Annotated in this window: 20 protein-coding genes and 1 pseudogene; 10 read left to right on the forward strand and 11 right to left on the reverse strand. The window is 58.1% G+C overall.

What is annotated here, in order from left to right; translation table 11 throughout:
* The first annotated feature begins 188 nt into the window (after positions 1-188).
* Complete coding sequence (hcp, locus tag N1030_RS08475; RefSeq protein ID WP_265829042.1) at positions 189-1,793, forward strand: hydroxylamine reductase; 1,605 nt, start codon at positions 189-191, stop codon at positions 1,791-1,793.
* Positions 1,794-2,030: 237 nt separating this feature from the next.
* Positions 2,031-2,858, forward strand: a complete 828-nt coding sequence (locus N1030_RS08480) for an ATP-binding protein (protein ID WP_265828852.1) — start codon at positions 2,031-2,033, stop codon at positions 2,856-2,858.
* A 77-nt stretch (positions 2,859-2,935) separates the two neighbouring features.
* On the opposite strand, the gene N1030_RS08485 is transcribed toward N1030_RS08480, so the two are convergent.
* The 3 genes from N1030_RS08485 to N1030_RS08495 all read right to left on the reverse strand — a co-directional run bounded on the left by N1030_RS08485 (position 2,936) and on the right by N1030_RS08495 (position 4,595).
* A complete protein-coding gene (locus N1030_RS08485) occupies positions 2,936-3,166 on the reverse strand; it encodes a DUF1737 domain-containing protein (RefSeq protein WP_265828854.1) in 231 nt (76 codons plus the stop codon).
* Positions 3,167-3,212: 46 nt separating this feature from the next.
* Complete coding sequence (locus N1030_RS08490; RefSeq protein WP_265828855.1) at positions 3,213-3,896, reverse strand: Crp/Fnr family transcriptional regulator; 684 nt, start codon at positions 3,894-3,896, stop codon at positions 3,213-3,215.
* A gap of 69 nt (positions 3,897-3,965) precedes the next feature.
* Positions 3,966-4,595, reverse strand: coding sequence for an FMN-dependent NADH-azoreductase (locus tag N1030_RS08495; protein WP_265828857.1), 630 nt, complete (start codon positions 4,593-4,595; stop codon positions 3,966-3,968).
* Positions 4,596-4,782: 187 nt separating this feature from the next.
* Here N1030_RS08495 and N1030_RS08500 point away from each other — a divergent pair, with 187 nt between their 5' ends.
* A complete protein-coding gene (locus N1030_RS08500) occupies positions 4,783-5,046 on the forward strand; it encodes a hypothetical protein (protein ID WP_265828858.1) in 264 nt (87 codons plus the stop codon).
* Positions 5,047-5,164: 118 nt separating this feature from the next.
* Here the strand turns inward: N1030_RS08500 and rdgB are convergent, their stop codons facing one another.
* Both rdgB and N1030_RS08510 read right to left on the reverse strand, forming a co-directional pair.
* On the reverse strand, positions 5,165-5,797 hold the full coding sequence (gene rdgB / locus N1030_RS08505; protein WP_265829043.1) for an RdgB/HAM1 family non-canonical purine NTP pyrophosphatase: 633 nt from the start codon (positions 5,795-5,797) through the stop codon (positions 5,165-5,167).
* Complete coding sequence (locus N1030_RS08510; protein ID WP_265828859.1) at positions 5,745-7,484, reverse strand: two-component system sensor histidine kinase NtrB; 1,740 nt, start codon at positions 7,482-7,484, stop codon at positions 5,745-5,747. Before N1030_RS08510 ends, rdgB begins: the two co-directional genes overlap by 53 nt.
* A gap of 155 nt (positions 7,485-7,639) precedes the next feature.
* Here N1030_RS08510 and rimO point away from each other — a divergent pair, with 155 nt between their 5' ends.
* The 6 genes and pseudogenes from rimO to N1030_RS08540 form a co-directional block, all read left to right on the forward strand.
* Positions 7,640-8,932, forward strand: a complete 1,293-nt coding sequence (gene rimO, locus N1030_RS08515) for a 30S ribosomal protein S12 methylthiotransferase RimO (RefSeq protein ID WP_265828861.1) — start codon at positions 7,640-7,642, stop codon at positions 8,930-8,932.
* 256 nt (positions 8,933-9,188) lie between these two features.
* The gene (locus tag N1030_RS08520) at positions 9,189-10,904 is read left to right on the forward strand and encodes a 30S ribosomal protein S1 (protein WP_265828862.1); all 1,716 of its coding nucleotides are present in this window, start codon (positions 9,189-9,191) and stop codon (positions 10,902-10,904) included.
* A complete protein-coding gene (gene sppA / locus N1030_RS08525) occupies positions 10,891-11,814 on the forward strand; it encodes a signal peptide peptidase SppA (RefSeq protein ID WP_265828863.1) in 924 nt (307 codons plus the stop codon). The genes N1030_RS08520 and sppA overlap by 14 nt, the downstream gene beginning before the upstream one ends.
* A gap of 234 nt (positions 11,815-12,048) precedes the next feature.
* Positions 12,049-12,870, forward strand: a complete 822-nt coding sequence (locus N1030_RS08530; RefSeq protein ID WP_265828864.1) for a GNAT family N-acetyltransferase — start codon at positions 12,049-12,051, stop codon at positions 12,868-12,870.
* Positions 12,871-12,986: 116 nt separating this feature from the next.
* Entirely contained in the window at positions 12,987-14,492 is a 1,506-nt protein-coding gene (gene malQ, locus N1030_RS08535; protein WP_265828865.1) for a 4-alpha-glucanotransferase, read from the forward strand.
* Between the two features lie 37 nt (positions 14,493-14,529).
* A pseudogene (locus N1030_RS08540) lies at positions 14,530-15,771 on the forward strand (bifunctional nucleoside/nucleotide kinase/histidine phosphatase family protein); the annotation flags it as partial.
* A gap of 19 nt (positions 15,772-15,790) precedes the next feature.
* On the opposite strand, the gene N1030_RS08545 reads toward N1030_RS08540, so the two are convergent.
* From N1030_RS08545 to N1030_RS08570, 6 genes are all read right to left on the reverse strand, one after another.
* Complete coding sequence (locus tag N1030_RS08545) at positions 15,791-19,849, reverse strand: pentapeptide repeat-containing protein (RefSeq protein ID WP_265828866.1); 4,059 nt, start codon at positions 19,847-19,849, stop codon at positions 15,791-15,793.
* Between the two features lie 6 nt (positions 19,850-19,855).
* Complete coding sequence (locus N1030_RS08550; RefSeq protein WP_265828867.1) at positions 19,856-21,136, reverse strand: cyclic di-GMP phosphodiesterase; 1,281 nt, start codon at positions 21,134-21,136, stop codon at positions 19,856-19,858.
* A gap of 257 nt (positions 21,137-21,393) precedes the next feature.
* On the reverse strand, positions 21,394-22,806 hold the full coding sequence (gene gltX, locus N1030_RS08555) for a glutamate--tRNA ligase (RefSeq protein ID WP_265828868.1): 1,413 nt from the start codon (positions 22,804-22,806) through the stop codon (positions 21,394-21,396).
* Positions 22,807-22,939: 133 nt separating this feature from the next.
* Complete coding sequence (locus N1030_RS08560) at positions 22,940-23,167, reverse strand: NifU family protein (protein ID WP_265828869.1); 228 nt, start codon at positions 23,165-23,167, stop codon at positions 22,940-22,942.
* A 151-nt stretch (positions 23,168-23,318) separates the two neighbouring features.
* On the reverse strand, positions 23,319-24,206 hold the full coding sequence (locus tag N1030_RS08565; protein ID WP_265828870.1) for a DUF2156 domain-containing protein: 888 nt from the start codon (positions 24,204-24,206) through the stop codon (positions 23,319-23,321).
* A complete protein-coding gene (locus N1030_RS08570) occupies positions 24,187-25,638 on the reverse strand; it encodes an MATE family efflux transporter (protein WP_265828872.1) in 1,452 nt (483 codons plus the stop codon). Before N1030_RS08570 ends, N1030_RS08565 begins: the two co-directional genes overlap by 20 nt.
* A 210-nt stretch (positions 25,639-25,848) precedes the next feature.
* Here N1030_RS08570 and N1030_RS08575 point away from each other — a divergent pair, with 210 nt between their 5' ends.
* A complete protein-coding gene (locus N1030_RS08575) occupies positions 25,849-26,184 on the forward strand; it encodes a hypothetical protein (RefSeq protein WP_265828873.1) in 336 nt (111 codons plus the stop codon).
* Positions 26,185-26,568 lie beyond the last annotated feature (384 nt).

Consider the following 26,568-nt stretch of genomic DNA (forward strand, 5'->3'; position numbering starts at 1 on the left):
GTCACATACGGGATAAGCCAGATGCTCTAGTTTGCACTCAACGACGCACAAAAAGGGCGTGTCCGCCGCAGCGGCAAGACACAGTACCGCCCGACAGGAGCAAATCAATGCTGAAGAAGTTTCTCTCGTTTTTCACCGGCGGCACCGCCCAGACCAATAACGAAACAACATCCAAAAAGGAGTTTGCCATGTTCTGTAACCAGTGTGAACAAACTGCCAAGGGTACCGGCTGCACCAAAGTAGGCGTTTGCGGCAAGCTGCCCGAAGTCTCCGATATTCAGGACCTCGTTGTCTACGCCCTGCGCGGCCTTGCTCTGGCTGCTCAGAAAACCGGCAACAAGGATGCGGCTCTCGGCCACTTTACCTCCAAGATGCTGTTCACCACCCTGACCAACGTGAACTTCGACCCCGCCCGTTTCCAGACCTTCATCAACGAGATCGTCGCCAAGCGTGACGAGATTCTGGCCAAGGGCGGCGCTTCCTTTGCTTCCGGCCCCGCAACCTTCAAGCCCGCCGCCACCATCGACGGCCTTGTTGCCCAGGCCGAAGGCCATGGCGTAGCCGAATTCGACACCAACGAAGACATCCGTTCCGTCAAGCAGCTTCTGGTATACGGCCTGAAGGGTCTTGCCGCCTACACCGACCATGCCGCCGTACTCGGCCAGCAGGATCAGGTAGTATACGACTTCCTCTACAAGGGCCTCGCCGCCGGTTACGACGGCGTTGAACGTGATCTGAATGCATGGGTCGGCCTGCTGCTCGAATGCGGCAACGTGAACCTGCGCGCCATGGAACTGCTGGATGCCGGCAACACCGGCACCTACGGCCACCCCGTGCCCACCGAAGTTCCGCTGGGTCAGAAGAAGGGCAAGGCCATCCTCGTTTCCGGCCACGATCTGAAGGATCTGTTCGAACTGCTCAAGCAGACCGAAGGCAAAGGCATCAACATCTACACCCACGGTGAAATGCTGCCTTGCCACGGCTACCCTGAACTGAAGAAGTTCCCCCACTTCTACGGACACTACGGTACCGCATGGCAGAACCAGCAGAAGGAATTCCCCGCATTCCCGGGCGCAATTCTCTTCACCACCAACTGCATCCAGAAGCCCGCAGACAACTACTCTGCCAACGTGTTCACCACCGGCCTTGTGGGCTGGCCCGGCCTCGTACACTGCGAGAATCAAGATTTCAGCCCTGTCATCAAGCGTGCTCTGGAGCTGCCCGGCTTTGCTGAAGACACCCCCGGCAAGACCGTCCTGACCGGCTTTGGCCGCAACGCGGTTCTCGGCGTGGCCGACAAGGTCATCGACGCCGTAAAGGCTGGCGCCATCCGCCACTTCTTCCTCGTAGGCGGCTGCGACGGTGCAAAGCCCGGCCGTAACTACTACACCGAATTCGTGGAAAAGACCCCCAAGGACACGGTTGTTCTCACTCTCGCCTGCGGCAAGTTCCGGTTCTTTGACAAGCAGATCGGCGACATCGGCGGCATTCCCCGTCTGCTCGACGTGGGCCAGTGCAACGACGCCTACTCCGCGGTACAGATCGCCGTAGCCCTTGCCGGCGCATTCAACTGCGGCGTGAACGACCTGCCCCTGTCCCTGGTGCTGAGCTGGTACGAGCAGAAGGCAGTGGTCATCCTGCTCAGCCTGCTGGCACTGGGCATCAAGGACATCCGCCTCGGACCCAGCCTGCCCGCCTTCGTGAGCCCCAATGTGCTGAACTTCCTTGTAGAAAACTACAACATCAAGCCCATTACCACGGCTGATGAAGACCTGAAGGCAATCCTCGGCTAACCTGAAGTCTTATAGAATAAATCGGGAGGGGAACCTCCTCCCCTCCCGATTATCCCTCTGCCCCCTCGCCAAGGCAGCAGGAATGATTAGCATAGTCAAAGGCGCTCGCCCCTTCCGGCGATGGCCGGTCGAAGCTACCGGCTACCGCCCGAACGGGTGAAACCGACAGAATCAACACTACCGCCGCCCGCAATGCGGCATGAAAACAAACAGACAATCTCTACGGGGGAAATTCATATGTCCAAGCAAGTACGCAAGATCATCGAAATCGACGAAGAAAAGTGCACCGGCTGCGGCCTGTGCATCATAGACTGCGCAGAAGGCGCGCTGGCCATTGTGGACGGCAAGGCCAAGATCGTGAAGGACTCCTTTTGTGACGGCCTTGGTGCATGCCTCGGCGCATGCCCCGAAGACGCCCTGAAGATCATTGAGCGTGAAGCAGACGACTTTGACGAAGAAGCCGCCATGGAATGGGTGGCCCAGCGTGACGGCAAGGCTCCCGCGGCTCACCACGGCACGCCCGCACATGCCCCCATCGCCCCGCACGGCCACGGCCATGCCCATGCACATGGTCAGGCTCAGAATCACGGCGGCGGCTGCGCATGCGCCGGCTCCATGGCCAAACAGGTAAAGCCCATTCAGGCAGCCGTTGTTTCCGGCGGCCCCGTATCCGGCCCCGGCCACTGGCCGCTGAAGATTCGTCTCGTGCCGCCCACGGCTGACTACCTGAAGGGAGCCGATGTGCTGGTGGCCGCAGACTGTGCTTCTGCCGCATCCCCCATCTTCCACAGCGAATTCGCCCGCGGCAAGGTCGTGCTGATCGGCTGCCCCAAGTTCGACGACACCGACGCCTACGTGCAGAAGATCACCGACATCCTCAGCACCAGCGGCATCAAGTCCATCAGCGTGCTGCGCATGGAAGTACCCTGCTGCCGCGGCCTCTCAGCATCCGTATTCGAGGCTGCCAAGCGCGCCTTCGCCAATACGGGCAACAGCACCCCCGTGCAGGAAATCATCATGACCTGCGGCGGCGCCCGCGCCGAACAGACCCTGTTCGGTCAATAACAGGCCCCAACCTCCTTGCCATATACGAAAAAGGCCACCCGATCGGGTGGCCTTTTTCAGTTCAGCAGCAAAAATCGTTACTTGCCGCAGCCGCAAACCTTGCTTTCGAGCGGACCGACGGGCCGCACCTGCACGGGCTGATCTTCTGGCCACACTAAGGCCTGCGCCACGTAGGCAACACCCTTTTCAGGATGAAAGGTGATAGCGGGGGAACCGTGCAACACGTAGCCCTCTTCCAGCGCATCGGAAACACGCTTGCAGAAGGCGGAATCATCGGGACCGGTAAACAATCTGTATTTCTGTTTCATGGCAGTACCTGTCTTGGGGTTATCCGTCTTTCCAGCTCAAAACAAATTACAAACTCTCCAGACCGGATGCCAATGCTTCCAGCGCATTGCGATCCAGAATGGTGATCTGCCTGCCTTCCACACGCACCATGCCTTCTTCAGCCATCTTGGTCAGCGCACGGGAAAGGGTCTCACGGGCCGTGCCGAGCATGCCTGCCAGCAGCCCCTTGGCAATATCAAGGGTGAAGGAATCCGCACCGTCCTTCAGTTCGCTGGCTGTGACAAGATATGCCGCCAGACGCTGCGGAGTCTCTTTGAGCGTAAGGGCTTCAATCTTGTTGGCGAACTGACGCAGGCGGCTTGAAAGCGCCGCCATCATGTTCAAGGCAAGAGCGGGGTCTGAAGAAATGCGGGAAACAAGCCCTTCGCGCGGCAGAAACAGCAGGCGCGATTTTTCCACGGTAACGGCGTGGGCAGGATAGGTGCCGCCCTGAAATACAGCCACTTCACCGAAGGGCTCACCGGGGCCAAACACATGCAGAATGGCCTCGCGACCATCGGGGGCGCTTTTGTAAATCTTCACATGCCCCTGCGCCACAACATAAAACCCCTTTGCCGGGGTTCCTTCAAAAAAGACCATCTCACCCTTCTCATAGGGCTTGTCCACAATGATGGAGGCAAGGCCTTCCAGCTGAGCTTGGGTAAGCCCGTTGAACAGGGGCAGATTGGCAATGACGTTTTGTACGAACATCCGTTGTATCCTGCGCCCTGCAATTCCGTCCGGCCCGCCTTAGCGGCAGGCCGGACAACATTCGGGCGATTAGAAGGTCCTGGCGATCTCCGCCGCCTTTTCCATGGCGGCCTTGCGCCGCTCCGCGGCCACTTCAGGACCGCCGCCGAGAGTGGGTTCCACCACTACGGAGGAGATGTCCGTGAAGCCGACAAAACCGAGAAAGGTTTCAAAATACCGCTTCTGGAAATCATAGTTCTCATACGGCGTACCCGCAGGATACTCTCCGCCGCGGGAATAGGCAACAAAGGCGGGCTTGCCTGTCACAAGGCCAAAGTAGCCGTTTTCATTGTACCCGAAGGTATGAGTGGGATGCGCCACCAGATCGACATACTGCTTCAGGCGGTACGGAATCCCGAAGTTCCACATGGGCACGGCAAACACATACTTGTCCGCAGCCTTGAACTGCTCGATAACGCGGAGCACCTTTTCCCACGCAGCCTTTTCTTCCGGCGTCGCCTCAATGCCCTGCCCCAACTTGTACCGGCCGGATACGGCATCGGCACCGAAGTCCGGCAACTGTTCGTCAAACACGTTCAGCACGGTCACTTCCACAGCGGGGTCCTTTTCCCTGTACGCAGCCACAAAAGCGTCGGCAGCGGCTATGGCGTGAGAACGTTCCTTACGGGGAGATGCCTGTATATACAGAAGCTTGGTCATGACAGCCTCCTATGGTTCAATATTAAATCAATCAAATTTAAATCAAATATAATTCCTTGTTTCACCAAGGCAAGAGGCGTCTCCCCCACAAAACAATCTTACCGGGAGAGAGCCTCTTGCAGGAAAGCGGTTTGCCAGATAGACCACCCTGCCTTATACTCCCCACATATTTCGAGGAGAATGCCAAATGAACAAGATGTCACAAAAGGTGGCTGCCCGCGTTGAGGAACTGCTCCGCGAGCAGCTTGAAGAAATGGGCGTAGATATTTCAAAGCTTGAGCCGCATGTCATTTCCGAAAGCATGCGTTGCGACGTGTATCCCGATGAAAGCATGGTTTACAGCTGGAAGGAAACCCAGCTCCTGCGCGTGGTGCCGGAAAAGGACGAGGAAGGCCTTGTCATCCGGTGGCGCATGTTCACCAAGGACGACACCGAGCCCATGGTCCACTAGTCTCACCGGAAAGACACAAAAAGCCGCCGGAGTATCCTGACTAGCGATACTCCGGCGGCTTTGTCGTATGATTCAATCAACCGCCCCGTCTGACCAAGGCAAGGGGGACAGTCTGCCGTTATGCGTTCACCTTCTCCCAGAAAGCGGGCCACTTTTCCAGCAACGCCTTCAAGGCGTTACCACGGTGCGAACGACGGTTCTTCTCGTCCTTGGGCAACTCGGCAGAATGCTTGCCGTCCACAGGGTCGATGAACAGAGGATCGTAGCCGAAGCCGTTATCGCCCTTGTACGCATGGCCGATACGGCCTTCCCATGCACCGTAGGCGGTGATGTAGTCACCATTGGGGGCGTAGGCGGACATGACGCAGCGGAAACGGGCAGTACGCTTCTCATCCGGCACATCGGCCAATGCTTCCAGCAGCTTCTGGTTATTGCGATCATCGGTGCCCGGCCCGGGCAGGTCAGGACGGTCGTCGCTGTAGCGGGCGGAGTATACGCCGGGGGCACCGTTCAGGGCATCCACTTCCAGACCGGAGTCGTCTGCCACGGCTATATGGCCAGTTGCCTGCGCCACGGTGCGCGCCTTGATAAGGGAGTTGTCCTCAAAGGTCACGCCGTCTTCCACTATCTCGCCAATCTCGGGAAAGGCATCCAGACCGATAACGGTCAGGCCGAAATCGCAAAGAGTGCGCTCCAGTTCAGCTATCTTTCCCTTGTTTCTGGTCGCCAGTACTATCGTCGTTGTCATCAGGCTTCTTGAGTTCCTTGCATGCGTTTAAGAGAATCTGGTCATCGGACGACATGTCACGCGGGACGGCAGACGCAATAGTGACACTCGCCCCCGTTGTTACCGTCTTGGAACGGGTGTGCGGGGAGTCCCCTCCTGCGCCGAGTCCGGATGCCCCAGCCCCGTCGTACGGGGGAATGGCAGAAATACCCTTGCCGGAGCGATCGTCGCCACCTTCAACCGCCAGAGAAGGCAGCAGGTAGAGAGTGACAGTTGTGCCCTCCCCTTCCTTGCTGACCAACTCCACGTAGCCGCCCATTTCTTCCACAATCTTCTTGGTCATGGCAAGCCCGAGTCCGGCCCCCTTGTCCTTGGTTGAGAAGAATGGCGAAAAAACCTTTTCGCGCAGGGTGTCGGGAATACCGTGACCGGTATCTTCCACGGTCACGAACACATGAGTCTGGGTCATTCCCGTAATAACGGTGAGCTTGCCGCCTGCGGTCATGGCCTCCAGCGAGTTCTTCACGAGGTTGATCAGACACTGCTTGATCATGCCCGCGTTCCCCTTGGCAAGGGCGATAGCAGGAGCCAGCCGCACGGAGAAGGTCAACCCGCGCTCGTCACAACCGATGCGCATGAGCTGCAGGGTTTCCGCAGTGACAAGATTGAGGTCCACTTCGCCTTCGTCGGAATCCGTAGGGCGGGCAAAATTCAGGGTAGTTTTGAGAATAGCATCCAGTCTCTTGGATTCCTTGAGAATAATCTCAACCTTCTCACGTGCTGCTTCGTCCAGAGATGGGGACCGCAGCAGCGAGTTGGCGAATCCGCCGATGGCGAAAAGAGGGTTGCGTATTTCGTGCGCAATGTAGGTGGAAAGCTCCCCTATGGCGGCCATCTTCTCGGCCTGCTGCAGACGTTGCTCCATGTGGGTGCGGTGCGTTATATCGCGCCGCATTTCGATAATGCGGGAAATGAGTCCGTCCTGCCCGAACACAGGGTACGTATAGATACGGTAAAATTGCACTTTGCCGTCTTCCGTAACCCTGGAGTGAATACGTTCCGCCTTGCGGCCGGTTTGCAGGGTTTCACGGAAGGTGCACCCGCCCTTTTCAGGCGGACAGCAAAAACTGCCCCCGTCCAGTTCCCAGCAGTTGCGACCTATATAATCCTGTTTAGCGCCCCCGCGCACGGCCATGATCGAGCGGTTCACATCCACGATCCGGCCGTCGGCATCGAGCAGCAAAATATCTTCATCCACCTGATCAATCAGGGTGGCGAATAGATCCTGAGCCCGTCTCAAATCACGCATACAGGTATGGCACAGTTTCTCCGAAATCAGCAGTTCCCAGATAAGGCTGGCGGCATCGCCATGCAGCACGGAACAACCAGAGGGGGCATCCTTGCGTAGCACGTCAATAAACACACCATCGTCGGAAAGGTCGATGACCATGTTGACTTCCGGCAAAGCCTGGAATAGGGCCGTGTGGGTTTCAAACATCGGCAGTGAGTCAAAACAGGGCAAGGCTCGCAAGGACACTTTGGGAATGTGGGCCAGCGCTGCCACGGTCATCCCGGGAAATGCCTCCTGAAAATCCGGCCTGCACACGATCTTTGCGAATGCCTTGAATGGCTTTCCATCTCCCACAAGGGCTATCGCAAAACGCGTTTTCGCTGTAATGTCATTATGATACTTTTGCATGGTGTTCGCCATTCCCGCCTCCGGCAGCCGACACGCGTTTGAAGAGACTATTCCGACGCAAAAACCGGATCCGTACCAAGGCCAACCGCAATGCCCCGCGGCACGCTTGCATGCCTATCCAGCGAGCCAATATACAGTTTATGACACAATAACCGGAATATCGACATATGATAAGCATTTATTCCATCAGCCTGGGCTGCCCCAAAAACAGAGTGGATACTGAATGGCTCCTCGGCGCCGTTCCCGGTGACGTACAGCCTGTTGACGACCCCGCGCAGGCGGACCTTGTGGTCATTAACACCTGCGGCTTCATCCAGCCCGCTGTGGAAGAATCCGTACGCACCATTCTGCAGGCCATCAATGATGTGGAGGACGCGAAAAAACGTCCGTTACTCGCGGTAACCGGTTGTCTTGTGGGCCGCTACGGCCAGAAGGAACTGGCTGCCGAACTGCCGGAAGTGGACCTGTGGCTGACCAACCTCGACATGGTCTGCTGGCCGGATATGGTTGCCAAGGCTCTCGGTCTTCCTCCCAAGGAAAACCCCATGCGCCTGCTTTCCACCGGTCCCTCGTACGCCTATCTCAAAATCAGCGACGGTTGCGACCACAACTGCGCCTTCTGCACCATTCCGTCCATCAGGGGCAAGCTGGCGAGCGCATCCGTGGACAGCATAGTGCGTGACGCCCGCCACATTCTTGATCAGGGCGTGAAGGAACTGATCTTTGTGGCGCAGGACGTAACCGGCTACGGCAAGGATCTTGGCATGAAGCACGGCCTGCGCGACCTGCTGGACCGCATTCTGCCGCTGGACGGTCTTGCCCGGCTGCGCCTCATGTACCTGTACCCTGCAGGGCTGACGAAGGAATTTCTGCACTACCTGCGAGATGCGGGTGCTCCGTTCGTACCTTACTTCGACGTGCCGTTGCAGCATGCCCATCCCGATGTGCTTTCCCGCATGGGCAGACCCTTCGCCCGTAACCCCCGCGAAGTCGTGGACCGCATTCGCGACGTGTTCCCCGAAGCAGCTCTGCGCACCAGCTTCATTGTGGGCTACCCCGGCGAAACCGAAGAGCACTGGGAACACCTGCGCGATTTCATTCTTGAAACCCGTTTCCACCATATGGGCGTTTTTGCCTACAAGGCGGAAGAAGGCACCCCCGCAGCGGAAATGCCGGAGCAGATTGACGATGCCGTCAAGGAATGGCGTCGTGACTCGCTCATGGAGCTTCAGGCCGAAATCAGCGAAGAGATTCTCGCCACCTATGAGGGAGAGCGCATGTCCGTGCTCGTAGATGCCGAACATGAGGAATGGCCAGGTCTGCACGTGGGCCGCACATGGTTCCAGGCACCCGAGGTGGATGGCGTGACCTACATCAGCGGTCCCGGCGTGGAACCGGGGGCTCTTGTCGAGGCGGACATCGTGGAAACCCGCGAATACGATCTTGTGGCTCTGAGTTAACTTTTTTTAAAAAAAATTGTCGGCGAACCGCCCCGCATTCAGTGCATGACGGTTCCGCTTCTGTCAGTGCGTGCCACATCAGGTCGCGATTGCAGGTCTTTTCCGGCAGTCGCGGCCTTTTTTCTCTACAAAGAGTCCGAGCCTTACGCCGCAAAGCTTTTCGGGCTTTTGCGGTTGAGTTTCCTTGCGCAATCTGATAATAGACCCAATCCCGCCGTAAAGGATGGGAAAATATTCGTTGGTTGGAGGATTTCGTATGGAAACCATGGAAAACAACAATTTCGACGCTGACATCAGTTTCGAAGCTGCCCTTGAGGACTACCTTAGCTCGGATTTCGGTGATCTGGACGAAGGTTCCATTGTCAAGGGCGAAGTCGTTCGCGTAAGCGGCGACTATGTCCTCGTGGACGTAAATTTCAAATCCGAAGGGCAGATTCCTGCTGCCGAATTCATCGGCGCTGACGGCAACATGGCCGTTCAGGTTGGTGACAAGGTGGACGTCTTCGTTGTTCGCAAGAACGAAATGGAAGGCACCATCACCCTCTCCTTCGAAAAGGCGAAGCGCATGCAGCTCTTCGACCAGCTCGAAGAAGTTCAGGAAAAAGAAAGCACCATCAAGGGCCGCATCATGCGCCGCATCAAGGGTGGTTACACCGTTGATCTGGGCGGCGTTGAAGCCTTCCTGCCCGGCTCCCACGTGGACCTGCGCCCCGTGCCGGACATGGACGCCCTTGTTAATGAAGAATTCGAATTCCGCGTTCTCAAGATCAACCGCCGTCGCAGCAACGTTATCGTTTCCCGCCGCGTGCTGCTCGAAGAAGAACGCGATTCCAAGCGCTCGGAACTGCTGGTGAACCTGGAAGAAGGCCAGATCGTGAAGGGCAAGGCCAAGAACATCACCGAGTACGGCGTATTCGTCGACCTCGGCGGTCTGGACGGTCTGCTCCACATCACCGACATGTCCTGGAAGCGCATCCGTCATCCCAAGGAACTCGTTTCCCTGGGTCAGGAACTCGAACTGAAGATTCTGAGCTTCGACAAGGAAAACCAGAAGGTTTCCCTGGGCATGAAGCAGCTCATCACCGATCCGTGGCAGGACATCACCACCAAGTTCCCCGAAGGCGCACGCCTCTCCGGCAAGGTTACCAACCTTGTTGATTACGGTGCGTTCGTCGAACTGGAGCCCGGCGTGGAAGGCCTTGTGCACATTTCCGAAATGTCCTGGACCCGTAAGCTGCGTCATCCCTCCCAGATGGTCCGCGTGGGCGACGAAGTTGAAGTCGTCATCCTCGGCGTGGACGAAGACAAGAAGCGCATCTCCCTCGGCATGAAGCAGGTTAAGCCGAATCCGTGGGAAGTTGTGGCCGAGAAGTACCCCGAAGGCACCATCCTTGAAGGTGTCATCAAGAACATCACCGAATTCGGTATGTTCATCGGTATCGAAGACGGCATCGACGGTCTTATCCATGTTTCCGACATCAGCTGGACCAAGAAGATCCGCCATCCCAACGAAATGTACAATGTAGGCGACACCGTTCAGGCCAAGGTTCTGACTGTGGACCAGGAAAACGAAAAGTTCACCCTGGGCGTGAAGCAGCTGACCGAAGATCCCTGGACCAAGGTGCCCACCAACTACCCCGTTGGTGCCATCATTGAAGGCCTGGTAACCAACATCACCGACTTCGGTCTGTTCGTGGAAGTGGAAGAAGGCATTGAAGGCCTCGTTCACGTTTCCGAAATCAGCCAGAAGAAGGTGAAGTCTCCCAACGAAATGTTCAAGGAAGGCGTTACCATTCAGGCCAAGGTCATTCACGTGAGCGCAGAAGAGCGTCGTCTCGGCCTCTCCATCAAGCAGCTCAAGGATGACGAAGACCGCAAGAAGCCCCGTGAGTTCCGCGCCGGCACCGCAGAAGCCGGTCAGAACCTCGGCGACCTTCTGAAGCAGAAGTTTGAAGAGGATGCAGCAGAATAAGCTGCCCTTTTACCAGAAGCATCCGCTTCTGTTCTGCCTCGCGCTAATACTGGCGGCCGTGGCCCTGTTCGCAGGTGCCATGGCCGCCTTGCGGCTTTCCGGCTCCCACGCTACCGGCGGTATCTTCAAGGAAAAGCGTGTGGGGGTCTGCCATATCGAAGGCTTTATCGCCGACTCTTCCAAGGTCAATGCATGGCTGCGCGAACTGCGGGACGACCACTCCATTGTGGGAGTTCTTCTGCGCATTGATACTCCCGGCGGGGCCGTTGCGCCCTCGCAGGAAATGTACAATGCCGTGCGCCGTCTTTCCGCCGAGAAGCCCGTGGTTGTTTCCATGGGCTCGGTGGCTGCCAGCGGCGGATATTACATCGCTGCCGCAGCCGACCACATTGTCGCCAACCCTTCCACCATTACCGGCTCCATCGGCGTAAAGATGGAACTGGCCAACATGCAGGGCCTCATGGACAAGATAGGCATCTCGCACGACGCCCTGACCAGCGGCGACATGAAGAATGCGGGAAGCCCCTTCAAGACCATGACCGATGAAGAACGGACCTACCTGCAGGGGCTGGTGGGCGACATGTACGAGCAGTTCCTTGAAGCCATTGTCAACGGCCGCCACATGCAGATCGAAGATGTGCGCAAGGCAGCTGACGGCAGGGCCTATACGGGACGTCAGGCGCATGCGCTCGGCCTTGTGGATACCCTCGGAGACATGGAAACCGCCTACGACAAGCTCATGGAGCTGTGCAACGCCACCGATCAGGCTCCCCTGCCCTTTGTGGAAGGCCCTGTGGAGGAATCCAGCTTCCTGCGCGACATGCTCCATTCCTATCTGGGACTCGATCCCGCCAATTCCCTCTCAGACTCTCTGCGACGACGATCGGACATCCGTTTCCTGTACTATTAGGAACGCCGGTCGCATAAGCCTCCAGAATTCATCGCCGCATTAGTTCGGCGCATTCACCTCCAGCCATCCGCATTCCTGACAGTACACACTGTCGGCCTTCTGCCGTGACGTTTAGCCATCCGTCACCCATTTCCTCATTCCGGGAACACAACCGTAACCATCCGGTGACAACATCCCACAAACCGCACAGCACAGAAAAACCTCTCTGTCGCAGGCGGCAAGCAGGAATCGACAATGCGGCACAGCAATGCAGTCTTCCCCCCACACGCATCCACCACCATGACGTCGGAATCCGTAGTGCCGACGCCACTCCCCCCCGCATCCCATCCTTCGCCTTCCGTGCTGGAGGCAGCATCCATGAAGGCGTGGCCCGCCTATGAAGAAAGCCCGATGGGCCCCTTGATGCTCCGCTATGCCGGAGGCTTCACCAAACGCGCCAACAGCGCAGTACTCGTCCGGCAGTCCAAGGTAACGCTGACGCAAATCTCCGCCGTAGAAGCATGGTATGGTGCACACGGGCAACAGCCCGTCTTCCGCCTGACGGAACACCAGAACAGCAACCTCGACACCACGCTTGCCAAGCGCGGCTATCAACTTGCAGATCCTTCGCTTGTCATGGCGAACGACCTGTCGCGCATTCCTGAAAACAACCACGCGAACGACGTGCGGATCATACAGGGAGAAGAATGGCTTGAGCATGAGCGCATTCTCAGCAACCGTCACCATGGCGACCAGCAGATGATGAAATACATTCTTGCCTGCAATGCCCCGAGCAACGAGTACGTTGTGCTTGAACATGAAGGGCTGGTTGTGGCCTGCGGTCTTGGTGTCCGGCAGAAAGACCTGTACGCCATCTTCTGCATCCGTACGGGCGAAGCCTACCGCAGGCAGGGTTTCGGCACGGGACTCATCTGCGCCATGCTTCAACGGGCACGGCAATCAGGCGCAAGCTGTGCATGGCTGCAGGTACTGGAATCCAACATTCCGGCCATCAGCCTGTACCGCTCCCTGCACTTTACCTCCCGATACCGCTACTGGTACCGTATGCATCCGTAACGGACTTTTCGCGCTGGCGGCACGCATCTGCCTGTGATATATTGCAGGATGCTTCGCCGCCCGCCTGCAGAGATGCGAGGCATGACACCGCTACAAGCACTACGGAGGGTTACCGCATGTTTACGCGTGCCAGCGGCCTGCTGCTGCATATAACCTCGTTGCCATCCCGATACGGCATTGGCGATATGGGCCCTGCAGCCTACAACTTTGTCCGACTGCTCAGGGATATCGGCCAGCTCTACTGGCAGATTCTCCCGCTGGGGCCTACGTCCACTGCCATCGGCAACTCCCCGTATTCAAGCTGCTCCGCCTTTGCGGGCAATCCCCTGCTCATCAGCCCGGAAAAGCTGGTCGAAGACGGCCTGCTTTCATGGGCCGACATTGAATACCCACCCGGGACGGATCCCTCCCGCGTAGACTTTCACACCGTGGAAAGACACCGCCATCGCATCCTGCGCGCAGCTTTTGAACGTAACCGGCACTGGCTGGAAAAGGACCATACCTTCTCGGCATTCCGGAAAAAACACGATCACTGGCTGCTGGATTATGTGCGCTTTGTCAGCATCAAAAACCACCATGGAGGGGCCATCTGGTCGGAGTGGCCGGAACCGTTCCGCTTCCGGCATGACAACGCCCTTGCCCATTGGGACGAGAAGTACCGCGAAGAACTGCTCTTTGAAATATTCGTGCAGTATGTCTTCTTCCGCCAGTGGCATGACCTCAAGGACTACTGCTCGGAAATGGGGGTCCGTCTCGTGGGCGACGTCCCCATTTATGTCACCTACGACAGCGCCGATGTATGGGAGCACCCCGGATTCTTCAAACTGGACGAGCAGCGCAAGCCAGTCATGGTAGCGGGCGTGCCGCCGGACTATTTCAGCAAGACAGGCCAACGCTGGGGCAACCCCGTGTACAACTGGGACGCCCTCTCGCTCAACGGCTTTGCATGGTGGGTACGGCGCATGGCCCACAACTTTGCCCTTACAGACCTCGTACGTATTGACCATTTCCGCGGATTTGCAGGCTACTGGGAAATTCCGGCCGAAGAGGATACCGCCATCAACGGCGAGTGGGTAGACGCCCCGGGCCAGCAGCTCTTTGCCACGCTCAGCCGCCACTTCACCGTGCTGCCTCTCATTGCCGAGGATCTGGGCATCATCACGCCAGACGTGCGGGAACTGAAGGCGGCCTTCAACCTGCCGGGGATGAAGGTACTACAGTTCGGCTTTGGCGGCGACAAGCTGATCAACAATCCCGACGCCCCGATGAATCATGAACGGCACAACGTGCTCTACACCGGCACCCATGACAACTCCCCCATGCGACACTGGTTCACGCACGAGGCAGGCGATCAGGGGCGCGCCAATTTCAGCACGTATGCAGGGCATGACGTCGTGGAAAGCGGCGCAGCAGAGACGGCCATCCGCATCGCCATGAGCAGCGTTGCCAACACTGCCATTTTTCCCGTACAGGACGTGCTGGGGCTGGATGGTACAACCCGCATGAACACACCGTCCGTTCCCGAGGGCAACTGGGAATGGCGACTGCGGCCGGAAGAACTGGAGTTGCCGTTCTACAAGAGCTTTGCCCGCATGACCGAATTTTACGGAAGATGGACCTGATCCCCGATTCCAGACCGCAGCCGCTCAAACACACACGGAACACGATATGCGCAAACTCTACATAGCCATGGTGGGCCTCCCTGCGCGAGGCAAGACAACCGTTTGCTCCAAGCTCAAGGAAGGACTGGAACAGGAAGACCTCAACGTCCGCATCTTCAATAACGGCGACCTGCGCAGACAGATTCTGGGCGAGGCGTCATCCCGCGCGGAGTTCTACAACCCCGAGAACAGGGACGGCCTTGAAGCCCGTGAAGAGCTGGCGCGCATGAACATGGAGCGTGCACAACAGTTTCTGGCAGAAGACGGTGACGTTGCCATTCTGGATGCTACCAACGTCAGCGCCGAGCGCCGGAAGGTTGTGCAACAAACACTTACAGACCATCCCCTGCTCTGGGTGGAGTGCGTAAACGACGATCAGGATCTGCTGGAGGCAAGCATTCTGCGCAAGACAAAGCTGCCGGAATTCGCCAACCTGAGTGAAGCGGACGCCGTGGCCAGCTTCAAACGTCGCATTGCCTACTACGAGCACATATATTCGCCTTTCGGGCCGGAACCCTGCTGGATCCGCGTGGATTCTCTGCGCAACCGCATCATCGACGAACAGATCAGCCACACCATTCCCTATTACGTAAACATCCGTGACATTCTGGTTTCCGACTGGATACGCAACCTCTACCTCGTACGCCACGGCCAGACCCGCTACAATCTGGAAGGCCGCATCGGCGGCGATTCGGAACTCACGCAGCAAGGACTGGAACAGGCTGATGCGCTGGGGCGCCACTTCAGAGGCTTCAGCATTCCCTACATATTCACCAGCACCCGACAACGCTCTCACCAGACCGCCACGCCCATCTATCAGGGGCAGACCCACTGCACGGTCAAGGCCCTGCCGGAGTTTGACGAAATCAACGCGGGTATCTGCGAGCATATGCGCTATGAGGAGATCAAGCGCACATGGCCCAACGAATACCGTCGACGCCAGAAGGACAAGTACAATTACATCTATCCGGAAGGTGAAGGCTACATCACCATGAAGGAACGGGTGGACAAGGGACTGCGCAAGGCCCTGTACCTTTCCGGCAACGCGGAAGCCCTGATGATTGTCGGGCATCAGGCCATCAACCGCATGATCCTTTCCTACTTCCTGTTCCGCAGGACCGAAGACGTGCCTTTCATCTACATACCGCAGGATCAGTACTTCCACATCGTCTCAACGCAGAAGAAGAAACTGTTTGAGCAGGTACGATTCACAGGCCGGCGGGAACGCCAAGGTATTTGAGCGGTACAGGACGGCAGGACTAGAAAATAATCTCGCGTTCCAAGTCGAAGGAAAAACGCTTGGGCAGGAAAATCGTAAGCCGCGCGCCCTCTCCCGCAGGGCAATGTGCCAGCGCGCGCACAGCCTGCACGGGGCGGTCGCTCAAAGCAGCGGCCCCGGGCATGTCCGGCAGGCAGAAGAGTTCCCCCCAGCTCGTCAGATAAACCAGTGATGCGGTTTCCGGCTTGCGTACATCCTTTGGTGTGCCGTAGTTCACCAGCGCCACCGCCCGCACAAGCGTCTCGCCCATGAGATAGTCCCCCCACGGACGTTCAAAGCTCGCAGGTGTACACAACTCGTACAGAGCTTCCAAGGCTCCCTGCACATCGCCGATGCTCACGTTGGGAGCAAGATTGCTGCCCGTCACAAGCACCCCGGGCTGCCAGTATTCGTTGGCGATGAGCCAGCAGAACAATTTGGCGGGACTCTTCTCGCTCCGCAGCATCTCCCGCGCGGCCTTGCGTCCGGCCAATTTCGGCAATCTGGCCTGCACCGACCACACCGGGGGGAGAGCCGGGCTCATCTCACACTGAAATTCCAGACTCTCGATAAAGCCGTAAGGCGGCTCAATGAAGGGCAGACGCATAATCTTGTACGGGCGCGGTTCGAGCCAGGCAAAAATCTTGCGGCCTGCCATGGTCAGGTCTCTGGCGGAGAGTCCTGATTCTGCCGGAATCTCCATGGATGCAAAATCCGGAGCCCGTCCTTCGGATGCGTGATCTGCCTTCAGCCCGAGCAGTCCACTCACGCGCACATAGGTAGCGAGCAGATAACCATTCAGCCGCTCCCCCAGCTCGCTCATCTCCAGCAGAGTAGGCAGTGAATCATCCCCCTGCATGACAGGGTCGGCCAGCTTGCGCCCCACGGCATCTTCCGAGAAGGGGAGGAAAAATTCCAGAAACTCCGCGCCAAGATGCAGCGTATCTGCAGACCGGATGGTTGCCGTGGACACGCCCGTGGCATAGCCGCACTTGCGCAAAAAGGCCTGCCGGATGAGATCCAGCACATCCAGCCGCCCTTCCTTCTGATAAAAGGCGTACAGGTCGCGCAATGGCACGGCCAGCGGGTCTGCATGCCAGACACCGCAGAACCCGTTATGCAGATTCCGCTTGATGCGGTTGCATATGAGATCAACCATGCTCGCCTGCTCCCCTGCCGCACCGCCCTCTCCCGCAAGAGAAGTCTGACCGGCCACGGCCGCTTCCAGCTGCCCGAAGGCAAGCAGGGAAAGAAACGGGACGGAAAGCGCACGGGCAATGTGCCAGAACAAGGTACCCAGCAACGCCTCTTTTGGTATGTTCTCCAGCGGGCCCAGATCTACCGGAGGCGTCGGAAGCAGCCCCTGCCCCAGATAGGGCAGCCTGCGCACATACTCGGCATCGTCAATGCCCGCAGGGGTGCACCACCACGCGGGCATGCGGCCCGCAAGCAAGACCATGAAGCGGTACAACTCGGCCTTCAGCAACATGGACTGCGAAACACCCGCCTCGGCATCGCCTTCAGATCCATTGAATCCGAAGGTATTGGTACGGATGCTTTCTGCGGACACCACATGGAATCTGATGCTCAGACGCAAATCAACACGCGCCCAACGGGCAATGGCATCCAGCTTCTCACGGAAGCTTTCAAGCAAGCCCTCAGCCCCGTCTTCAGCTGTGTGGATAACCCAGATATCCAGCGGAGCCTCCGCCGTCTGGGCAATGGAACCTGCCGCGCCGGAAAAATACACGGCTTCCACGATCAGATTCATATCTTCCGCAGGAAGGAAGGGAGCACCGATCCGCCGCTCCATGGCATCCAGAGCCCCTCTGTGAGGAACGTACCCCGCGATGCGGCATGGCACCCCGGTCCTCGTGGCAGAAGCCGCTGCGCCTCGTCCCGATGGGGCAGGAATCACGGCACTCTGCAGCAGCAGCGGCAATATGGAAACGATATCGCCATGACGTCCCAGCTTTGCGCGGCACCAATCCAGCCTGCGGCGGTTCTGCACCAGCATCCGCACGGCGCGGCGTTCCCCATCCGCCATCTGCAGCCACCGCTGCAACAAAAGATACAACGCAGCACTGGCAGGAGGCATAGCCCTGTCTGCCGTATCCTCAGCAATGGCTAAAAAGGCGTCTGTCCGCCAAAGCTCCGCCATATCCAGCAGGAAGGGGGAATCCGTCACAAGGCCCTGAGCCCTGCTCATGGGGGCCGCACAGCCGGAAAAGACCGTGCCGTGCGCCGTCAGGGAACGCAGGTCGGCCCGAACAAACATGCAGTCCCCGAACAGGCTGCCATCAAGCACCACATCCCGCATGGCCACGCAGCCGAAGTCGGTGTACTCCGCGATGGAGTTGCGAAACCGGCTTCTGCGCCACCAGCTTCCCCACAGACGAACGCTGCGCAAGGTGGCGTTCCGGAAATCACACCCCGTCAGGCGACTCTCACCAAAATCCACAGTTTCAAGCAAACTGCCGTCAAAAGTTACATCCTGCAGAAGGCAGGTATCCGCAGGCATGAGCGCCAGTTCACAATCCTTGAACGTCACTGCGTTAAAGCGCGATTCCGTGAACCGTACGCCATGCAGGCGGCATTTCTCGAAACGGACCCCGTTCATGGCGCAATAGGAAATATCTACCCCGCTAAATGTGCATTCCTTGAATGTCACATTCTTCAGCTGCAATCGCGCGATGCTCCCCGGGCCGAACTGCTGCCCAGAAACCTGCTCTCCGTCACCGATGGCCGACAAGGGGTGCGGCCCCTCTTCCTGCTTTTTTTCGCGGGAGAAGAACGAACGTACGTTGGCCAGCAACCCTCCGGCATCCGCCTCGTCACCATCGGCCGGCGGTTCCGTGCGGGGCATGGAGGGGGTATGGAAAGGGGTGAACTCCACATTGGCATTAACGGACACAAATCCACGCACGTGGGCTGCGGCCTCTTCCGCCGTGGCAGTGCGCGTGGCGGGAATATCCAACCCTTTGAGCACTTCCAGCAGTCGCTGCTGATCGAACGAAGCCAGCACCACGGCAAGGCGGGACACAAGAGCGGGACGGACAGAGGAATCCAGCCTCTTGAACACATTCTTGAAGGTGTCCGAATCAAGCCTGAGCAACAGGGCGCACAGGGCCGGAGACACTCCGCCCTCTGCAGAACCTGCCAGATTCGCTGCCAACGGCTCATCCGCCTCGGGCAGGCCCAAAGCCACCTGCGCCTCAATGGCGGCATCGCGAACTTCCTGCAGACGGTGGCCAGTAGCCGCAATCAGCAGCTCCCGTATTTTCGCATCCTGCGGTTCGGCGCAGGCAGCAAAACAACGAATGAGCGGAACCAGTTCCTCTTTGCGCATGCGGGGCCAATGACGCACCAAAAGCACGGCCAGCCCATGCGCCCGCAATACGCGTACGGCATTTGCCATGTAGCCGATCTGTTCGGCACTCAGTTCCATGCGGAGCAGCTCTTCCAACCACAGGCCGAAGCGGCTGCCCAGCATGGCATGCTGCACGGCGCAGGCTGGTTCCAGCCCGCGCTTGCCCAGCGCATCCAACAGGACGAGCCCCTCTTCAGGCTCTTCATTGATGGTCTCCGCCAGATTCCGGCGCAGGGAGGGAATAAGGGCCTCACCGCTGCCGCCACGCGGTCGCCGCAACAATGCATTGAGCAGCAGGAGACGGCTTTCCGCCGGTATGGACTGCACCATGCCCACAAGCACTTCAGGGCGCGTCTGCCCCGACAGAAGGTAGCCAACGGCATACGCCTCACCCGCGTCACCGAGTGAACAGAGAAGGCTCAGGCAACGGCGGTGCAAGCCCTCTTCAGCGGAAGAAGCCAGCAACACGGAAAGAATATGGGAAAAGTCCGCCATGTCCCGTTCATGCAGAATGGGATCCGGCGCTTCAGCGGAGTCCGCCTTGAGCAAAGCCGTCTGCGATTTGAGCAGGGATTCCGCCTGATTCAGCAAGCCGGAAAGGCTCTGGGAATCCACATGCTTTCCCGCACGCACAGCCTCGCGCAAAGCCTTCAGGAAGGTTCGGGCGGCATAGGCAGGAACATCGCTCATACGCTATCAGCTCCCCTTGGGCATGGACTCGGCGTAGTAATTGTATTGGGAAACAGGCGACAGGTAGGCATAAACCTCGCGGGGCAGTTCCTCAGCCTTGACCGTTGAGGTCACCTCCAGCTCATCTTCCACGGCCAGATCAACCACCAACGCCTCCTTGCGAGGCACTTCCGCGTGATAGATAAGCACGGTGGGCCGCGCCGCCTTGGCCGGATTGGTGGCGAGCACCATGCCCGTAGCTCCGTTGGACAGCTGCACCAACGTGCCGGGAGGATAGACCCCAAGACAACGGATGAAAATGGATACGATGCGCGCATCCAGCGTGCCCGCCTTCTTGGCCATGGCAAAGAGCTGCTTGAGCGCCTCGTGCGGGGTTACTCCGCCGTCCTCGCCATTCAGCAGGTTCTCGTAGGTATCCACGGCGTGAACGATTCGGGCATACGGCATGATGGCTTCACCGGACAGTCCCTTGGGAAACCCCGAACCGTCCATGGCTTCATGGTGCTCCAGAATGATGCGCACCGAATGGCGGGGGAACCCCGGCATTTCAAGCGCCAGCCGCGCCCCCTGTTCGGAATGCGCCTTGTAGTGGGACTTGAGCACGGAACTCATGGCCGTAGCCTTGCCGCCCTTGAGTTGCTGTATGGGCACCCTGCCCTTGCCAATGTCATGAAACAAGCCACCCATGCCCAGAATATGCATGGTTTCGGCATCAAGGCCCAGTTCCTTGCCGATCATCATGGACAACACTGTGATATTCAGCGCGTGGTAGTGCTTCTTCTCATCCGTGGGCTTGTTGGTCATAAGCCCCACCACCACGTCGGCATCGCCGAGAAAAGTATCCACCATGGATTTGACCAGCTCCGATGCCTCGTCCACCGCTTCACCGGATTTTGCCGAGATGCGGCGCATCACCTTGTTCACGCTGATCATGGTCTGATCATACTTCTTCTCGAAACGGGCGAATCTGGCCTTGCGCTCCTTGTTGCGCTCTATGGTTTCACGCTTAAGGCCCAACAGTTCCTTGGAGACGGGGGTGCGGGGGCCTGCTTCGGCCTCCTTGGAACCTGACTGCGTTTCATCAAAAGGAATGGGGAGTTTGTCGCACTTGTCCAGCACGCAGATGACATGCTTGAGACCAGACGCACGGATGACGTCTATCTGCTCCTGCTTTTCTATCTTGAAACTGCGGGAGGGGAAGGGAAGCGAAATCTCAACCGTATCCAGACGCACAAACACGCCCACACACAGTTGATCCACATGTATCGGATATTCAGTGAAGCCCATCCGCAATACACCTTGAAACGGTTGCAGCCGGACCGGATTGTCCGCGAGGAACCATTTTCCGCGGACAGGTATGGTGATGCATCACCTTGACCAGCATATTGTCTTTCACCCCAACTATATACCACATTACCCCCGGTGGCATGAGGGGTCAACAGGACTTTGTTTTTTGAAAGGTTGTAAACAAACAAAAGCCCCCGATCCGAAGACCGGGGGCTTTGAACTTGTTCCAGCTTTCGTGCTGAGACTGCGCGTAAACTCTACAGAGCCACGGCGCGGTCCATACGGGCGAGGGTGCGTTCCTTGCCGAGCAGTTCCATCACGTCGGGCAGGTTGGGGCCACCCATGGCACCGACAAGGGCCACTCGCAGGGGCGGGCCAACAGCCTTGAACTTCAGGCCGTTGTCTTCCACGTACTTGGCCATCACATCATGCGTGGTCTCCTTGGTGAAGGATTCCAGCGCTGCGAAGAGTTCACGCAGTCCGGCCACGTGCTTTCTGCCTTCTTCGGTCAGGGCCTTGCCCACGGCGGCTTCGTCATAGGCGAGCTCAGCATCGGCAACCAGCATGAAGCGCATGGCTTGTGCAAGCTCCGGCAGATCCTTGGCGCGCTCCTTGAACAGCGGTACCAGCGCGGCGATGAACGCCTTGTCTGCACCGGCGAATCCTGCGGCTTCCACAAAGGGATACACCAGCTCCGCCAGTTCCACATCGGGAGTTGCCTTCATGTAATGGGCGTTCAGCCACTGCAGCTTGTCGGGATCGAAACCGGCAGGGGAACAGCTCAGTCCGTCGGTCGAGAACTTTTCAATAAGCTCCTGCAGTTCGAAGATTTCCTGATCGCCGAAAGACCAGCCCAGACGCACCAGATAGTTCACCAGCGCCTGCGGCAAAAAGCCCATCTTCTCGTATTCCATGACGGAAAGCGCCCCATGACGCTTGGAAAGCTTCTTGCGGTCGGAACCCAGAATCATGGGCACATGGCCGAACTTGGGCACGGGGAAGCCCAGCGCCTCATACAGCATGATCTGCTTGGGCGTGTTGCTCACATGGTCGTCACCGCGCAGCACGTGGGTGATGTTGAGTTCGTAGTCATCCACCACAACTGCGAGGTTGTAGGTGGGCGAACCGTCACTGCGGCGAATGATCATGTCGTCCAGTTCGGCGTTGTCAAAGCCCAGAGGGCCCTTCACAAGGTCAACCCACGAGGTCTTGCCGCTGACAGGGGCCTTGAAGCGTACCACGCGGCCTTCACCGGGGCCGAGGTTCCGCGCACGGCACTTGCCGTTGTACTTGGGCTTGTCGCCAGCTTCGCGGGCAGCCTCGCGCATGGCCTCCACCTCTTCGGGCGAGCATTCGCACCAGTAGGCCTTGCCCTCATCGATGAGCTGGTCGATGTACTTGTTGTAAATATCGTCACGCTGGCTCTGATAGATGGGGTCCGCATCCCAGTCCAGCCCCAGCCAGCGCATGGATTCCAGAATGGCGTCCGTATACTCCTGTCTGGAGCGTTCACGGTCGGTATCTTCAATGCGCAGCACGAACTTGCCGCCCATCTTGCGGGCCAACAGCCAGCTGAAAATGGCGGTACGCGCACCGCCGATATGCAGATGCCCCGTGGGAGAGGGAGCGAAACGGGTGACAACCTGACGGGAATCTTCGGGATTCGTCATGGATATATTCTCCGGAAACCGCACATCACGCCGTCAGCAAGAGACGCATGGCGGATTGAATTCTCATTGGTACTGAACAATCTGAGCGGGCATGAGGGCAGCACTCCGCTGCACTGCTCATGGCTCGGGGCGACTACTCGTCGATGTTCTCCACGCCCTTTACCTCGCGCACTTCCTTGAGCACGAAACGCTCAACAGTGTTGCGCAGGGTAACCTTGGACATGGGGCATCCCTTGCAGCGGCCGGTCAGACGAACCATCACAATGCCCTTGTCGGTGATGTCCACCAGCTCAACGTCGCCGCCGTCGTTCTGCAGATAAGGACGAACCTTGGCCAATGCGGCTTCAACTTTATCTCTCATAAGCCTGCTCCTGAAAGGATGTTCGGGGTATCGCCCCGGGCGCAGTCGTTCTAGCGCCCTTGAAATGGAGTGTCAAACAATGATGGCGTTCATGGCGTTCACGGATTGCACCTAACAGCCTGCGGCGCTTTTCAAAGAAGGTCCGCAGCCGTCACTCCGGCGAGACAGTCACCGTATATTTCTTGAGAAAGTCCACGGGGTGATAGCTCAACTTGGCCTTGCGCAACCCCTCGTCATCAAGATCCTGTTCGCGGTTGATGTAGGTGCAGTCCGCGCCTTCCGCAGAGACAAAAAGGTTGTTGATGGCCTGATACACCCCGCGGTAGCCGTTGCGCCCCTTTTCGAAGTGCACCACCAACGTATCATCGGTGAGCTTTTCGCCCACGGTGTAGGCCACCATTTCCCCGTCAATGTAGATAGCGCCGCCCACAAGGCCGGGAATGACGTCCCACTCTTCCAGCACGCGCACGATAGCCTCGTTTTCCGCGAGCAGGGCTTCAGATTCCTCGCACTCGCGCCACTGGCACCACTCTTCCTGCAGGGCAATCACATGCTCCACGCAGTCGGGGGTAAGCGGGTGATATTCGAAGAGGTACTGCTTTTTGAACTGGTTCACATGGTTCTTTTTCTTGTGGAACTTGTTCCCGCTCAATGAGGCCAGCTCTTCCGCATTGTAAAGATAGTCCCATTGTCCGCGGGCTTCTTCCACGCTCACGCGACCGCCCAGCTGGGTCTGCCAACGCTCCATGAGTTGCTGCGGCACTCGGTGAAACACGCGTTCTTCCACCTTCAGGTGCGGGCACTGAGACCAGTCCACCTCGTGCCATGGGCCCAACGGCGCCCAGTAGCGCACATCAGGTCGGGTCTGGCGCACCCATACGTGTGTTTTGCTCCACGCCCATTCAAGGCCGTACTCATCGGCCCAGCCCCACAGGTTGGTGAAGCTGTAGTCCGAAGACGGCGCAGGACACTTGGCAAAACGTTCGTTGTATTCTTGCATCCGATCCAGCGAGATCGGGCTAAACTGCAGTTCTGACATTGGTCTTCGCTCCTTCAAGCGGGGGAGGACCGCATTCTTCAGCGGCCTTGCACCCCTTGTTGTTGCGCTTGATCATGCTGAACCGGTACCAGTCGCGCCTGAGCAGGATGTACATCATGGCTGTTGACTGGAACACCTGAGAAATCAGCATGGCAAGATAGACACCTTCCGCATCCTGCCACACCCAATGGCCCAGCGTGTAGGCAATGGGCAGACGCACCAGCCACGTGGCGGAACTGTATACCGCAAAGGTGTAGATGGTGGCTCCCGCCCCCATCATGATGCCACCAAGGGTCATGCTGGCCACGGTGAAGGGGATGGAAAGGAGGTTGTAAATCAAATAGTTCACCGCCTGTCTGGCAACGGCGGGTTCCGGCGCCAGAAACGCGGATAACGGATCAATGAACGGATACATGCACACGGCCACCACGGTCATGGAACCGCAGGCTATGCCGATAAGCCGCAGGGCGATACGAAGGGCTTCATCCTTACGGCCTGCGCCAAGGCTGTTGCCCACCAGAATGCTGCCCGTCATGTTGAAGGCGAATGCTGGCAGGAACAGCAGGGATTCCACCCGCATGCCGGCGGTCATGCCCGCCAGCGCGTTCACGTTGTCAAATGGCAGCGAGGCGGTAATGGCAAAGAGCACCATGTAGCCCAGATGCCACAAAAGCTGCATGCCGCCGGAAGGCAGAGCCACCTTCACCAGATACGGCAGGGCCTTTCGTGCCCAGCGCAGGGGCGGGAACGTATCCCGCTTCAGCAGCCCGTAACGGTGCAGCATGCAGACGTTGAAGACCGTGGAGGCCGTAACGGAAAAAAAGGTCGCCCACGCCACGCCCTTGAAGCCGAAATTGGGCAGTCCGAACCAGCCGAGACCGAAACCAAAATCCGTAAAGGCATTCACGCCTGCGGCAATAGCGGTGGAGGCCAGCGGAATGAGCACCAGCTTCTGGGCCCTGAACACCGCATTGGTCACCACCATCAGGTAATAACAGGGCAAGAGCAGCAGGAAGACATCCAGAAAATAGCCGGTTACGGGCAAAATCTCGTCCGGAACCTGCAGAATGGCCAGAAACTGCCACTTGAACAATCGGCCGAAGACCCAGATGGCCGCACCGCACACCAGCCCGATGCCGAGCACCAGCCCGATATACCGCAAGGCACGCCTGCGAAGCCCTGCCCCGAAGGACTGGCTTATGGCAGCCACACTGCCGTTGGCCACGGCAACCGCTATGACCAGAAAGAAGAACAGACTCTGCGAGATAAGCCCCACCGCAGCCTGTACGCCCCGGTCGATCTGCCCAGCCACCCAAACATCGGTAAACCCGATGGTGAAATGAAAGAACATCATCACGACCTGCGGCCATGCGAGATTCCAGATATTCCTGTATGAAGCCTGATCAGTCTCAGGCGCAGCGTTTGTTGCCATCAGGCGAAACACCAATCCGTTACAAAAGATTCATATCCAGCTTGTCATAGTGCCCCACCCGCACACCCCGGTCAACCGACCAAAAGGGAACCATGTACCCGGGCGGAAACCACTGTTGCAGAACGCAGGCAAAAAACACTTGCACAACAAGCACGCAATTTGTACAAAATACGTACAGACATCTCACACATCCCGAATACGGAGGCTGTCATGCGCATATTCAAGGAAGAGCAGGAAACCAAGCGCGTCATATTCAATGTGGATGCAGACATTGCCGCACGACTCGAACACGCCAAGAAAGTGGCGAAGCAGCTGGGCAAGAAGCTCAATGTGGAAGCCGTGATTGACGAGGCACTCGGGCGATATCTGGAAGCGGCGGAAAAACAGTTTTCCCGTCTGAAAGGCGGAACCAGAGGTGTTTCCGACGACCCCATCGTCATGGGGCCCTCCCCTGACGATGCAGGCGAACCGGCCTCCACCACGGCGGTACAGGTACGGCCCACCAGCAATCTGGCGCACTCGTCCGCCAAGCAGCAGAAAAAGTAGACCTATACGGGAAAAAGTCAATCGCGGAGGCGGGAAGAACCTGTCTTTTATACGGGGCAAGGCAGAGAGCACGCCCGCATATGCATCCGCCAGATACAAAACAACAGGGCCGCTTCCGGCAGATGGAAGCGGCCCTGCTTCGTGTAGCAAAGAACGCCACACACAGATCGGCAAGGTGCAGGCAGGCCGAAGCGGAACGGCTCTGCTCGTCCGGCAGCCAGCAGTGCTTCCCTGTTGCGTTCAAACCGTTTCGTCGAGGGGCACACTCTGCGAATACTGGCTCTACGTGCTCCAGCTGCTGCTGCCGTGCATGAGTCGGGCACCTTTGCCGAGTCATGCGGAACGATGGAAAAATACCCGAAACCTTTCGGTTGGCTACGGGAG

This window comes from Desulfovibrio mangrovi, assembly GCF_026230175.1.
Classification (GTDB): Bacteria; Desulfobacterota; Desulfovibrionia; order Desulfovibrionales; family Desulfovibrionaceae; genus Halodesulfovibrio; species Halodesulfovibrio mangrovi.